Raw genomic sequence first — 13751 nt, 5'->3', positions numbered from 1 at the left:
AATCACCACTGCGGTCCGTGTCGGGTTCGGTTGTGCTCTGTTCCACCCGTCAGGAGCGGCCAGGCAGCCGCGCCACGACGAGATCCCAGACGGCGTCGGCCACAGCTTCCTTGGCCTGCTCGGGCAGCCGGCTGACCGAGCCGTCCGCGCCGATGACCGTCACCGTGTTGGTGTCGGCGCCGAAGACCAGGTCCGGACCGACCTCGTTGACCACGATCAGGTCGGCCCGCTTGCGGGCGAGTTTCGCCCTACCGTTGGCCTCGGCATCGCCGGTCTCGGCGGCGAACACCACCAGCACCTGCCCTGGCCGTTTGCGCTGGCCGAGCTCCGCCGCGATGTCCGGGTTCGTGACGAGCTCGATGGTGGGTGCGACACCGTCGTCCGACTTCTTGATTTTGCCAGTCGCGTACGTCGCGGGCCGGAAATCGGCAGGCGCCGCCGCCATCACCACCGCGTCGGCCTCGACGGCGGCCTTGACTGTCGCCTCCCGCAACTCGGCGGTGGTGCCCACCCGGATCAGGTCGACCCCGGCCGGGTCGGCGAGGCCGACGTTGGCCGAGATCACGGTGACCCGGGCACCCCTGGCGACAGCCGCGCGGGCGAACGCGTACCCCTGCTTGCCCGACGAGCGGTTGCCCAGGAAACGCACCGGGTCGAGAGGCTCGCGGGTGCCACCGGCGGTGACCACCACCCGGCGACCGGCCAGGTCGGCGGGGGCGGAGTCGCCACGGGCCAGCAGCCGACCGGCGACGGCGAAGATCTCCGCCGGGTCGGGCAGCCGGCCCTTGCCGGTGTCGGCGCCGGTGAGCCGGCCGACGGCGGGTTCGATGACCCGGACCCCGCGCGAGCGCAACGTGGCCACGTTCGCCACTGTGGCGGGGTGCTCCCACATCTCGGTGTGCATGGCCGGGGCCAGCAGGACCGGGCAGCGGGCGGTCAGCAGGGTGTTGGTCAGCAGGTCGTCGGCGAGGCCGTGGGCGGCCTTGGCGAGCAGGTCGGTGGTGGTCGGCGCGACCACCACCAGGTCGGCCTGCTTAGCGAGCCGGACGTGGGGCACCTCGTGGACGTCGGTCCAGACGTCGTCGGCGACCGGTTGACCGGAGAGCGCGGCCCAGGTCGGCGCTCCAACGAAGCGGAGCGCCGACGCGGTTGGCACCACCCGAACCCGGTGACCCGATTCGGTGAAGAGTCGCAGCAGCTCGCACGCCTTGTAGGCGGCGATGCCGCCACCGACCCCGAGGACGATCGAGGCGGACATCGGCCAGCGGGGGCTTACGGCTGGTCGGTCGGCTCGGCGGTGAGCAGGCCCGAGTTGATCTCGCGCATGGCGATGGAGAGGGGCTTCTCCTGCGGGGTGGTCTCGACGAGCGGGCCGACGTACTCCAGCAGACCCTCACCGAGCTGGCTGTAGTAGGCGTTGACCTGGCGCGCGCGCTTGGCGGCGAAGATGACCAGCGCGTACTTCGACGTCGTCTTCTCGAGGAGCTCGTCGATCGGCGGGTTGGTGATGCCTTCGGGGTTGGCGATGGATCCCACGAATTAACCTCTGCGTCTTTCGAGCCGCGCGGACGCGGTGCTGAGTCTCAACGGCGGCCGACCGTCAGCCACGCACGCGTGACCAGGCCGGATCCGGATAAGAAGAACCGAGTAAGCCTACCAGCTCCTCAACCACCCGTTCGGTGTGGTCGTGGGTCAGCGCGTACGCGACGGTGGCGGCCACCGTGGCGTCGGGCGCGTACCCGGGTGGGCTCAGCAACACCAGCCGGGCATCGGGCAGGCGCGCCCGGACCAGTGGGACGCCGCGCAGGTCGAGCGGGAGCAGCACCGGCTGCCCGGCGTCGAGCCGGGCGCGCAGCGGTGGGTACGGGGTGCCCCGGCGGTGCGAACCGATCCGGGACCACTCCAGCAGCTCGCCGTCGACGATCCGTCGATCGAACTCGGCGGGGGCGAGGAAGACGCGGTCCACCCCGTCGATCTCCGACTCCCGGCGCGGCCTGGTGGTTGCCGCGACCGGGATCCACACGGACGGAGAACGCGCCCGGACAAGCTCGACGACACTCTCCCTGCCGGAACCCGAAGGTCCAGCCAGGACAGTGAGCCGAGCCGCCGGGCGCGCCTCGTCATCCGTGCTCACTGCTTGTTTCTACACGCTGCCAGGTTCAGTTGGCGGCGAACTCTCCAAGCAGTGCCTTGCGCTGCTGCTCGCCGAGGCCACGCAGGCGACGGCTGTCGGCGATCTTGAGCTTCTCCATGATCTGGGTAGCCCGGATCTTGCCGATGCCCGGCATGGCCTGCAGGACGGCCGACACCTTGAGCTTGCCAACGACGTCGTCGCTCTCGGCCCGCTCGAGGACAGCACCGAGGGTGGTCTTGCCCTGCTTGAGCTGCTCCTTCAGCTGAGCACGGGCCTTGCGGATCTCCGCGGCCTTCTCGAGCGCGGCAGCGCGTTGTTCGGGGGTCAGTGACGGGAGCGGCACCAGTTCTCCTCAGGTCCCTATCGCGGCGGGCGGGGCGCACCGCCGCATCTGTGAAACGTGGTGTCGCTGTGAACCAAGGGGTCCATGGTTCCCAGCGCGGGGAAAACTAGCGGCCAACGGAGCTTTCGGCAACGTGGGGGCCGCATGATCACCGTAGAGTGACCGACCCGTCAGTCAGTCACCGGGCAGGCAGAACGGCCCGGCAGTCGACCAGAACGCGGTCCGCGGCGGCCCGCAACGCGACCACATCAGGGCCCGCCGAGAGCACTTCCCGGGAGTACGACGGGAGCACCGAGGCGAGGCTCGAACCGAAGACGGTCCGCAGATCGGCCGCACCGGCACCCTGCGCGCCGAGCCCCGGAGCGAGCAGTGGGCCGCCCACACCGGAGAGGTCGTGACCGGTGTCACCGATGGTCGCGCCGACCACCAGACCGAAGCTCCCGAGTGGGGACGCACCCCTGTTGAGCTGGGAAATCTTGTCGATCACGGTTTGCGCCACGGTGCGGCCGTCGGCCGTGACGGCCCGCTGCACGGCGGCACCCTCGGGGTTGGAGGTGAGGGCCAGCACGAACACGCCGCCGCCGTGCTCGGCAGCCAGTTCGAACATCGGCGCCAGCGAACCGACCCCGAGGTAAGGGCTCGCGGTGACCGCGTCGACATACACGGGGCTGGATGGATCAAGGTACGCGGCGGCGTACGCGCTCACCGTCGAGCCGATGTCGCCGCGTTTGACGTCGAGCAGAACGAGCGAGCCGGCATCCCGTAACTGTCGGATAGTTGACTCAAGAATCGCCACACCTCGGGATCCGAACCGCTCGAAAAAGGCCGACTGAGGCTTGACTACCGCAACACGGTCACCGAGGGCTTCCACCACGGTTCGGCTGAACCGGTCGAGCCCCTCAACGTCGTCCGGGAGGCCCCACTGAGCCAGCAGACCCGGATGCGGGTCGATGCCCACACAGAGTGGGCCCCGCTCGGTGATCGCCCGGTGCAGCCGGGTACCGAAGCTCTCCATCGGAGTGTTCCCCTCTTCTCGTCCGGGCGGCTGACCCGCCCGGGTAACCCGTCGACCCGGTGGCCGGGCCGACTCAGCCAGCCGCCACCGCCGCCGCCACCCCGGTCGCGATCCGGGCCACGTCGGCATCGTCGGTGACGTACGGCGGCATCGTGTAGATCAGGTCGCGGAACGGGCGCAGCCACACCCCCTGGGCGACCGCGGCAGCCGTCGCCGCGCCGAGGTCGACCTCGTGATCGAGCTGGACCACGCCGATCGCGCCGAGGACCCGTACGTCGGCCACGCCCGGCATGCCGCGCAGAGGCTCCAGACCGGCGCGCAGGCCGGCGCCGACCCTGGCGACCTGCCCGGCCCAGTCTCCGGCCCGCAGCAGCCCGATGGAGGCGTTCGCCACCGCGCAGGCCAACGGGTTGCCCATGAACGTGGGCCCGTGCGCCAGCACACCGGTCGCCGAGATGCCCCGGGCGACCTCCGCGGTGCACAGGGTGGCCGCGAGCGTGAGGTAGCCGCCGGTCAGCGCCTTGCCCACACAGAGCACGTCCGGCGTCACCCCGGCGTGCCCGGCGGCGAACATTTCGCCGGTACGGCCGAACCCGGTGGCGATCTCGTCGAAGATCAGCAGAATTCCGTGCGCGCGGGTCACCTCGCGCAGCACCCGCAGGTAACCCGGGTGGTGGAAGCGCATCCCGCCGGCGCCCTGGACGACGGGCTCGACGATCACCGCGGCCAACTCGTCGGCATGCCGCTCGACCGTCTCCACCAGCGCGGCCACGTAACCGTCGTCGGGCGGATCGGTGAAACCGCCCGGCGGCACCGGGGCGAACACCTGCCGGGGCAGCACGTCGCCCCACAGGTGGTGCATCCCGCCCTCCGGGTCACAGACGCTCATCGGATGGAAGGTGTCGCCGTGGTAGCCGCCCCGCCAGGTCGCCAGCCGGCGCCGCTGGGGCCGCCCGACGGCCCGCTGGTACTGCAGGCACATCTTCACCGCCACCTCGACGCTGACCGAGCCGGAGTCGGCCAGGAACACGTGCTCCAGGCCGTCCGGGGTCAGCTCGACCAGGGTTCGGGCCAGCCGCACCGCCGGTTCGTGGGTGAGCCCGCCGAACATCACGTGGCTCATTCGACCGAGCTGGTCGGTCACCGCCGCGTCGAGCACCGGGTGCCGGTACCCGTGGATCGCCGCCCACCAGGACGACATCCCGTCCACCAGCTCCCGCCCGTCGGCCAGGGTGAGCCGTACCCCCTCGGCGCCGCGCACCACGTACGGCGGGTTGGCCGGCGGCAGCGCGGCGTACGGGTGCCAGACGTGCGCCCGGTCAGCGGCCAGGATCTCCTCGGGTGTCACGCGTACTCCTCTGCGCCTCAAGCGGTCCGGACGGCGGACGTCCTGCGGCCGGGTCGAACCTCTCCGCCGCCTCCCCCGCCATGGCCGCCGCTTCCATTTCCGCCGCCTTTGCTCTGCACCCGCGGACGCGACATCCGGTGGCGGCCGGGTGTCGCGCGCCGAGTGGTGCACCCACGGGTGCAGAGCAAAGGGGCAACAACGGGCGTGGTGTCGTCGACGCGGAGCGGACCCGGCACCCCGTTGCCCCCGGCCCGCACCGCACCGGGGGCGGTCACCGGCCGGCGACCGCTTCCGGTGCCGCCGTTGCGGCCGCCGCGCGGGCGGCGGCGCGGACCAGGGCCGGTCCGCGGTAGATGAAACCGGTGTAGAGCTGCACCAGGTCGGCGCCCGCATCGAACATCCGCGCCGCGTCGTCCGGGTCCAGCACACCCCCGACGCCGACGATCGGCAGCCGGCCGCCGGTCTCGGAGTGGACGAAGGCGACCACGTCGCGGGCCCGCCCGGTGAGCGGCCGACCCGAGAGGCCGCCGGCCTGCCCGCCACGCTCGACGTCGACGTCGGCCAGCCCGTCCCGGGACAGCGTGGTGTTGGTGGCGATCACCCCGGCGGCGCCCCGGGCCAGGCAGACCTCCAACAGCTCGGCGACCGCCGCCTCGGTCAGGTCTGGCGCGATCTTGACCAGCACCGGCTTCTCCCCCACCAACGCGCCGAGCAGCGCGTCCAGGTGGGCACGGTCCTGCAACGACCGCAGACCCGGGGTGTTCGGTGAGGACACGTTCACCGCGAAGTAGTCGCCGTGCCCGCGCAGCGCCCGGTACGAGGCGAGGTAGTCCTCGACCGCCTCGTCCAACGCTGTCACCTTGGACTTGCCCAGCGAGATGCCCAGCGGCACCCCGAGCGGGCGCGGCAGCGCCGACAACCGGGCGGCCAGCGCGGCGGCCCCGGCGTTGTTGAAGCCCATCCGGTTGACCACCGCCTCGCTGGCCGGCAGCCGGAACAGCCGCGGCCGGGGGTTGCCCGGTTGGGCGTGCGCGGTGACCGTGCCGACCTCCACGAAACCGAAGCCGAGCGCTGGCCAGGCCGGCAGCGCCGCGCCGTCCTTGTCCATCCCGGCGGCCAACCCGACCGGGTTGGGGAACCGCACCCCGAACACGGTGCGCGGCGCGTCGACCGCGTAGCGGGCCCGCAGCACGGCGAGCGCGGCCGGCCGCCGCGACAGGGCCGCCAACCGCCGCAGCGTCCACTCGTGCGCCGCCTCGGCGTCCCCGCCGCCGATCCGGAACAACCCAGGTCGTACGACCTGCTCGAACAGTGTCACTGGGCCGCCCGCAGAGTGGCGTGCAGGTCCTGCAGGGGGCGGACCTGCATGTCGCCGCGGATCCGCGCCTCGATGCCCATCACCGCCGCGGCGGCTCCGGGAACCGTGGTGATGCACGGGATGTCCGCCGTGACGGCCGCGCTGCGGATCTCGTAGCCGTCGGAACGGGCGCTGGCGCCCGAGCCCTGCGGCGTGTTGATCACCAGCGCCACGTGGCCGCCGCCGATCAGCGACACCGCGTCGTCGCCCGCACCGGCCTGGTAGTGCTTCCGGATCTGCTCACAGGCGATGCCGTGCCGGCGCAGCACCTCGGCCGTGCCGGCGGTGGCGACGATCTCGAAGCCCAGATCGGCCAGCCGCTTGATCGGGAAGATCATGCCGCGCTTGTCCCGGTTGGCCACCGAGACGAAGATCTTCCCAGCGGTCGGCAGCGACCCGTACGCGGCCGACTGGCTCTTGGCGAAGGCGTGCCCGAAGTTGGTGTCGATGCCCATCACCTCGCCGGTCGACTTCATCTCCGGCCCGAGCAGCGAGTCGATCCCCTTGCCCGCGCGGGTCCGGAAACGCTTGAACGGCAGCACCGCCTCCTTGACCGCCACCGGCGCGTCGGCCGGCATCGTGCCCCCGTCCCCCGTCGCCGGCAGCAGGCCCTCGGCGCGCAGGTCGGCGACGCTCGCGCCGAGCGCGATCCGGGCCGCCGCCTTGGCCAGCGGCACCGCCGTTGCCTTGGAGACGAACGGGACGGTCCGCGACGCGCGCGGGTTGGCCTCCAGCACGTACAGCACGTCGTCCTTGAGGGCGTACTGCACGTTGAGCAGGCCGCGGACCCCGACGCCACGCGCGATGGCCTCGGTGTAGCGGCGGACCTCGGCCAGGTGCGAGCCCGCGAGGGTGATCGGCGGGAGCGCGCACGACGAGTCGCCGGAGTGGATGCCCGCCTCCTCGATGTGCTCCATCACGCCGCCGATGTAGACCTCGCCGTCGGCGTCGCACAGCGCGTCCACGTCGATCTCGATGGCGTCGTCGAGGAACCTGTCCACCAGCACCGGGTGGTCCGGGGAGATGTCGGTGGCCCGGCCGATGTAGTCGCGCAGCGTCGGGTCGTCGTAGACGATCTCCATGCCCCGCCCGCCCAGCACGTACGACGGCCGGACCAGCACCGGGTAGCCGATCTCGTCGGCGATCGTCTTGGCCTCGTCGTACGAGGTGGCCATGCCGTGCGCCGGCGCGCGCAGGCCGGCGCGGGCCAGCACCGCGCCGAACGCGCCGCGCTCCTCGGCCAGGTGGATCGACTCCGGGGAGGTGCCCACGATCGGCACACCGGCGTTCTTGAGCCGCTGCGCCAGCCCCAGCGGGGTCTGCCCGCCGAGCTGGACGACCACCCCGACCACGCCCGGCCCGCCGGCCGCCCGGCCGGACGAGTCCTCGGCGTGCCAGACCTCCAGGACGTCCTCGAAGGTCAACGGCTCGAAGTAGAGCCGGTCGGCGGTGTCGTAGTCGGTGGAGACCGTCTCCGGGTTGCAGTTGACCATGACCGTCTCGTAACCGGCCGACCGCAGAGCCTGCACGGCGTGCACGCAGGAGTAGTCGAACTCGATGCCCTGCCCGATCCGGTTCGGGCCGGAGCCCAGGATCAGCACCTTCGGCCGGTCCGACGGCACGACCTCGGTCTCCAGGTCGTACGTCGAGTAGTGGTACGGCGTGGTCGCCTCGAACTCGGCCGCGCAGGTGTCCACGGTCTTGTAGACCGGGCGCACGTCCAGGCGGTGGCGCAGGGTCCGCACGCCGTCCTCGGCGGCCAGCTCCGGGCGCAGCGCGGCGAGCTGCCGGTCGGACAGACCGGCCCGCTTGGCACGACGCAGCAGGTCGGCGTCGAGCACCGGCGCGTCGACGATCTCGGCGCGCAGCTCGATCAGCGCGGCGATCTGGTCCAGGAACCACGGGTCGATCCCGCCGGACGCCTCTGCCACCTCGGCGATCGACGCCCCGAGCCGCAGTGCCCGCTCCACCGTGTACAGCCGGCCGTCGTGCGGGATCCGCAGCGCCGCGAGGGTGTCGGCCAGGGTGACGCCGGCAGGGTCCGGCACACTCCAGAAACCGGCCGACTTGGTTTCCATCGAGCGCATCGCCTTGTTCAGCGCCTCGGTGAAGTTGCGTCCGAGGCTCATCGCCTCGCCCACCGACTTCATCGTGGTGGTCAGCTCCGGGTCCGCGCCGGGGAACTTCTCGAACGCGAACCGGGGGATCTTCACCACCACGTAGTCCAGGGTCGGCTCGAACGCCGCCGGGGTCTTCAGGGTGATGTCGTTCGGGATCTCGTCGAGGGTGTAGCCGATGGCCAGCTTCGCGGCGATCTTCGCGATCGGGAAACCGGTCGCCTTGGAGGCCAGCGCCGAGGACCGCGACACCCGGGGGTTCATCTCGATGACGACGATCCGGCCGTCGACCGGGTTGACCGCGAACTGGATGTTGCAGCCGCCGGTGTCCACACCGACCTCGCGCAGCACGGCGATGCCCAGGTCACGCAGGTGCTGGTACTCCCGGTCGGTGAGCGTCATGGCCGGGGCCACTGTGACGCTGTCGCCGGTGTGCACGCCCATCGGGTCGATGTTCTCGATCGAGCAGACCACCACCACATTGTCGTGCCGGTCGCGCATCAGCTCGAGCTCGTACTCCTTCCAACCGAGCACGCTCTCCTCGATGAGCACCTCGTGCACCGGGCTGGCGGACAGGCCGTCGCCGGCGATGCGGGCCAGGTCCTCCGGGGTGTGCGCCATGCCGGAACCCAGGCCACCCATGGTGAACGACGGCCGGATCACCACCGGCAGGCCCAGCTCGGCGACTGTCGCCTCGACCTCGTCCATCGAGTGGCAGACCCGCGAGCGGGGCACCAGGGCGGTCGGGTCGTCGACGCCCAGCCGTACGCCGGCCTTCGCCACAATCTCCTTGAACAGCTGCCGGTCCTCGCCCCGGTTGATGGCGTCGATGTTCGCGCCGATCAGCTCCACGCCGTACTTCTCCAGGACGCCGGCCTCGTGCAGGGCGACGGCCGTGTTCAGCGCGGTCTGCCCGCCGAGGGTCGCGAGGATCGCATCCGGGCGCTCCTTGGCGATGACCAGCTCCACGAACTCCGGGGTGATCGGCTCGACGTACGTGGCGTCGGCGAATTCCGGGTCCGTCATGATCGTGGCCGGGTTGGAGTTGACCAGGCTGACCCGGATCCCCTCGCTGCGCAGCACCCGGCACGCCTGGGTGCCCGAGTAGTCGAACTCGCAGGCCTGCCCGATGACGATCGGCCCGGAGCCGATCACGAGGATGTGCTGGAGATCGGTCCGCTTAGGCATTGCTGCGCCCCTTGCTGTGGGTCCGGCCTTCACTGGGCCGCTGGTCGAGGGCACGGCCCTCGATCAGTTCGGCGAATCGGTCGAAGAGGTAGTCCGCGTCGTGCGGACCGGCCGCCGCCTCCGGGTGGTACTGGACGGTGAACGCGGGCAGGTCCACTGCCCGCAGCCCCTCGACCACGTTGTCATTGAGGCAGACGTGCGACACCCGTACGCCGCCGAAGTCGGTGTCGATCACCTGGTCGGGGACGACAGCGCCAGCACCCGCGCCCGGCACCTTGACCGCGAAGCCGTGATTGTGGCTGGTCACCTCGACCTTGCCGGTGACCCGGTCGAGCACCGGCTGGTTGATCCCCCGGTGGCCGTAGCCCAGCTTGTAGGTGCCGAAGCCGAGCGCCCGACCGAGGATCTGGCTGCCGAAGCAGATGCCGAACAGCGGCACCTCGCGCCGCAGCGCCTCCCGGGCCAGCTCCACCGGGGCGTCGGCGGTGGCCGGGTCGCCAGGACCGGGCGACAGGAAGATCGCGTCGGCGCCGGTGGCGAGCATCTGGTCGATGCTCGACGACGCCGGCAGCACGTGGGTGGTCACCCCCCGGGTGGCCAGCCGACGCGGCACGTTGCGCTTGATGCCCAGGTCCAGCGCGGCCACCGTGAACCGGTGCTCGCCCAGGGCCTCGACGACGTACGGCTCGACGGTGCTCACCTCGGCGGACAGGTCCGCGCCGACCATCTCCGGCGCCTGACGGACCCGGGCCAGCAGGCTCTGCGGGTCGTTGTCGATGCTGGAGATGCCCACCCGCATGGCGCCCCGCTCGCGCAGGTGCCGGGTCAGCGCCCGGGTGTCCACGCCACTGATGCCCACCACACCCTCGGTGGCGAGACGGTCCTCGAGACCACCGGTGGCCCGCCAGTTCGAGCCGATCCGGGCCGGGTCGCGCACGACGTAGCCGGCCACCCAGATCCGACCGGACTCGTCGTCCTCGCCGTTGACGCCGGTGTTGCCGATGTGCGGCGCGGTCTGCACCACCACCTGACGGTGGTACGACGGGTCGGTGAGGGTCTCCTGGTAACCGGTCATGCCGGTGTTGAAGACCGCCTCGCCGAAGGTCTCTCCGACGCTGCCGTACGCCTCGCCGGGGAACGTACGCCCGTCCTCCAGCACCAGGATTGCGGGTCTGCGCTTGACCATTACTTGACAGCCTTTCCGTCCAGGACCGTCGGCTCGCCACGCAGGAAGGTCGCCACGATGCGACCTGGCAGCGTCATGCGGGCGTACGGGGTGTTGCGACTGCGACTGGCCAGCTCCGCCGGATCGATGGTGCGGTGGGCGGCCGGGTCGATCAGGGTCAGGTTGGCCGGCACACCCGGCGCGGGGTCGACGCCGTGCCCGGTGAGGCCGGCGATCCGTGCGGGGGTGCGCGACATCCGCTCGGCGATCAGGTCCCACTCGGGGCCGAGCACGTCCAGCGCGATGGAGAGGGCCGTCTCCAGACCGAGCATCCCCGGTCGGGCGTACGCCCACTCGCACTCCTTGTCCTCCACGGCGTGCGGCGCGTGGTCGGTGGCGATCACGTCGATAACCCCGTCGGCGAGGGCGGCGCGCAGCGCGGCGATGTCAGCGGCGGTGCGCAGCGGCGGGTTCACCTTGTAGACCGGGTCGTAGCTTTCCGCCCGTTCGTCGGTGAGCAGCAGGTGGTGCGGGGTCACCTCGGCCGTCACGCGTACCCCGCGGGCCTTCGCCTGGCGCAGCACCTCGACGCTGCCGGCGGTGGAGACGTGGCAGACGTGCAGTCGGCTGCCCACGTGCTCGGCGAGCAGCACGTCCCGGGCGATGATCGCCTCCTCGGCGACCGCCGGCCAACCGATCAGGCCGAGCCGGGTGGAGACCTCACCCTCGTGCATCTGGGCGCCCTCGGTGAGCCGGGGCTCCTCGGCGTGCTGGGCGATGATCCCGTCGAACGCCTTGACGTACTCCAGTGCTCGGCGCATCAACTTCGGGTCGGCGACGCAGTGCCCGTCGTCGGAGAAGATCCGCACCCGGGCCGCCGAGTCCGCCATCGCGCCCAGCTCGGCCAGTCGCTCGCCGGCCAGCCCGACGGTGACCGCGCCGATCGGCTGCACGTCGACCAGACCGGCCTCGCGGCCGAGCCGCCAGACCTGCTCGACCACGCCGGCGGTGTCCGCCACCGGGGAGGTGTTGGCCATCGCGCAGACCGCCGTGTAGCCGCCCAGCGCCGCCGCCCGGGAACCGGACTCGACGGTCTCGGCGTCCTCCCGGCCGGGCTCGCGCAGGTGGGTGTGCAGGTCGACGAGGCCGGGCAGGGCGACCAGGCCGGTGCCGTCGACGACTGTGGCGTCCGGCGCGGTCAGGCCGGGGCCGACCTCGGCGATCACGCCGTCGCGGATCAGCAGGTCGGTCGGCGCGGCGCCGACGACACTCACGCTGGTGATCAGGTACGCGCTCACCGGTTGTTCCCTCCGAGCAGCAGGTAAAGGACAGCCATCCGCACGGAGACCCCGTTGGTGACCTGTTCGACGATGGTGGAGCGGGGTGAGTCGGCGACCTCGGGGGTGATCTCCATCCCCCGGTTCATCGGGCCGGGGTGCATGACGATCGCGTGCTCGGGCAGCCGGCGCATCCGGGGCCCGTCCAGACCGTAGCGGCGGGCGTACTCGCGCGCGGAGGGGAAGTAGGAGTCGTTCATCCGCTCCCGCTGCACGCGCAGCATCATCACCACGTCCACGTTCGGCAGGACGGAGTCGAGGTCGTAGGAGACGTTGGTGCCGGGCGCGAGGGCGCCCGCGATGTCGACCGGGATGAGGGTCGGCGGGCCGACCAGGGTGACCTTGGCGCCGAGGGTGGAGAGCAGCAGCACGTTGGAGCGGGCCACCCGGGAGTGCAGCACGTCCCCGACCACCGCGACCGACAGGCCGGCGAGCCGGCCCAGCCGGGCCCGCATGGTGTACGCGTCCAGCAGCGCCTGGGTGGGGTGCTCGTGAGTGCCGTCGCCGGCGTTGACGACCGACCCGTCCACCCAGTTGGCCAGGCGGTGCGGCGCGCCGGAGGCGGGGTGTCGGACGACGACGGCGTCCGCGCCCATGGCCTGCAGGGTCAACGCGGTGTCCTTCAGGCTCTCACCCTTGGTGACGCTGGACCCCTTCGCGGAAAAGTTGATCACGTCGGCGCTGAGTCGCTTCGCCGCCGCCTCGAAGGAGATCCGGGTACGCGTGGAGTCCTCGTAGAAGAGGTTCACCACGGTCCGTCCGCGCAGCGCGGGAAGCTTCTTGATCTCCCGGCCGGCGACGGTGGCCATCTCGGCGGCGGTGTCCAGGATCTCGGTGGCGGTGTCGGCGTCCAGGTCCCCGCCGGAGAGCAGGTGCTTGATCATGAGGCAGTTCCCCCGTACAGCTTGACCTCGTCCGTCCCGTCGATCTCGGCGAGCGTCACCTTGACGCTCTCGGCGAGCGAGGTCGGGATGTTCTTGCCGACGTAGTCGGCGCGGATCGGCAACTCCCGGTGGCCCCGGTCGACCAGGACGGCGAGCTGGACCGAGGCGGGGCGGCCCACGTCGTTGAGCGCGTCGAGCGCGGCCCGGACGGTGCGGCCGGAGAAGAGCACGTCGTCGACCAGGATGACCCGTTTGCCGTCGATCCCGCCGGGGGGCAGCTCGGTCGGACCCACCGCGCGGGTGGCGTGCCGACGGAGGTCGTCGCGGTACAGAGTGATGTCGAGCACACCGACTCCGACGGCGACGTCCTCGAAGGTGCTGATCCGGTCGGCGAGCCGCCGGGCGAGGGGGGTACCCCGGGTGGGAATCCCCAGCAGCACCGTGTTGGCGGCGCCCTGGGTCTTCTCCAGGATCTGGTGGGCGATGCGGTCGACCACGCGTTGCACGTCGGCGCTGGCGAGGATCACCTTCACCGAGGGTTGTTGCGGTGGTGACGAGCGGGCAGCCGGTGGGTACGCCACGGCGGACCTCCTTCCCCGCCTCACGGGACGGGTCGTTAAAGGATGTCGGGCACCTCCGGCCGGACCGCACAGCGGACCTGGACCGGGGCTTCCGCCACGTTACCAGTGGTCACCGGGGTGATGGCCGGCGGCCACTGACCACCGGGTCAGGTACCGGAAAAGGAGAAAACTCCCCGGACGCTCCGCAACGGTAGGGGCACGACCACTTGACCACGTGTCGCATTCCCCGTACCGTCACGCTCCGTAGCGATCGACGGGAGAACCCCGAGCAGCACTGGGAGT

12 protein-coding genes are annotated in these 13751 nt (G+C 71.5%); all 12 read right to left on the bottom strand.

Annotated features, from left to right (window positions below; genetic code table 11):
* Nucleotides 1-49: 49 nt before the first annotated feature.
* Entirely contained in the window at nt 50-1258 is a 1209-nt protein-coding gene (gene coaBC, locus ACGF3C_RS13710; RefSeq protein ID WP_393221804.1) for a bifunctional phosphopantothenoylcysteine decarboxylase/phosphopantothenate--cysteine ligase CoaBC, read from the bottom strand.
* A gap of 14 nt (nt 1259-1272) precedes the next feature.
* On the bottom strand, nt 1273-1536 hold the full coding sequence (rpoZ, locus tag ACGF3C_RS13705; RefSeq protein ID WP_030335666.1) for a DNA-directed RNA polymerase subunit omega: 264 nt from the start codon (nt 1534-1536) through the stop codon (nt 1273-1275).
* 64 nt (nt 1537-1600) lie between these two features.
* Nucleotides 1601-2134 (bottom strand): guanylate kinase, encoded by a 534-nt coding sequence (locus ACGF3C_RS13700; protein ID WP_355009192.1) that lies wholly within the window; start codon nt 2132-2134, stop codon nt 1601-1603.
* Nucleotides 2135-2159: 25 nt separating this feature from the next.
* A complete protein-coding gene (mihF, locus tag ACGF3C_RS13695; RefSeq protein ID WP_030335662.1) occupies nt 2160-2477 on the bottom strand; it encodes an integration host factor, actinobacterial type in 318 nt (105 codons plus the stop codon).
* A 178-nt stretch (nt 2478-2655) separates the two neighbouring features.
* Nucleotides 2656-3492 carry an orotidine-5'-phosphate decarboxylase gene (gene pyrF, locus ACGF3C_RS13690; protein WP_393221801.1) on the bottom strand — a complete coding sequence of 279 codons (837 nt, stop codon included), beginning with the start codon at nt 3490-3492 and terminating at the stop codon, nt 2656-2658.
* A 73-nt stretch (nt 3493-3565) separates the two neighbouring features.
* The gene (locus ACGF3C_RS13685; RefSeq protein WP_357230824.1) at nt 3566-4840 is read right to left on the bottom strand and encodes an adenosylmethionine--8-amino-7-oxononanoate transaminase; all 1275 of its coding nucleotides are present in this window, start codon (nt 4838-4840) and stop codon (nt 3566-3568) included.
* Between the two features lie 271 nt (nt 4841-5111).
* On the bottom strand, nt 5112-6158 hold the full coding sequence (locus tag ACGF3C_RS13680; RefSeq protein ID WP_393221798.1) for a quinone-dependent dihydroorotate dehydrogenase: 1047 nt from the start codon (nt 6156-6158) through the stop codon (nt 5112-5114).
* Nucleotides 6155-9502 (bottom strand): carbamoyl-phosphate synthase large subunit, encoded by a 3348-nt coding sequence (gene carB, locus ACGF3C_RS13675; RefSeq protein WP_393221795.1) that lies wholly within the window; start codon nt 9500-9502, stop codon nt 6155-6157. Before carB ends, ACGF3C_RS13680 begins: the two co-directional genes overlap by 4 nt.
* Entirely contained in the window at nt 9495-10688 is a 1194-nt protein-coding gene (carA, locus tag ACGF3C_RS13670) for a glutamine-hydrolyzing carbamoyl-phosphate synthase small subunit (RefSeq protein ID WP_393221792.1), read from the bottom strand. Before carA ends, carB begins: the two co-directional genes overlap by 8 nt.
* Nucleotides 10688-11965: a dihydroorotase gene (locus ACGF3C_RS13665; protein WP_357227367.1), complete on the bottom strand. Its 1278-nt coding sequence runs from the start codon at nt 11963-11965 to the stop codon at nt 10688-10690. The genes carA and ACGF3C_RS13665 overlap by 1 nt, the downstream gene beginning before the upstream one ends.
* Nucleotides 11962-12888: an aspartate carbamoyltransferase catalytic subunit gene (locus tag ACGF3C_RS13660; protein WP_357227364.1), complete on the bottom strand. Its 927-nt coding sequence runs from the start codon at nt 12886-12888 to the stop codon at nt 11962-11964. The genes ACGF3C_RS13665 and ACGF3C_RS13660 overlap by 4 nt, the downstream gene beginning before the upstream one ends.
* Entirely contained in the window at nt 12885-13469 is a 585-nt protein-coding gene (gene pyrR / locus ACGF3C_RS13655) for a bifunctional pyr operon transcriptional regulator/uracil phosphoribosyltransferase PyrR (RefSeq protein WP_355009199.1), read from the bottom strand. Before pyrR ends, ACGF3C_RS13660 begins: the two co-directional genes overlap by 4 nt.
* Nucleotides 13470-13751: the final 282 nt, after the last annotated feature.

It is taken from the genome of Micromonospora sp. NPDC047762 (genome assembly GCF_043204655.1).
GTDB lineage: Bacteria > Actinomycetota > Actinomycetes > Mycobacteriales > Micromonosporaceae > Micromonospora.
The sequence above is the reverse complement of the archived record's forward strand: the minus strand, read 5'-3'. Positions and strand labels throughout refer to the sequence as shown.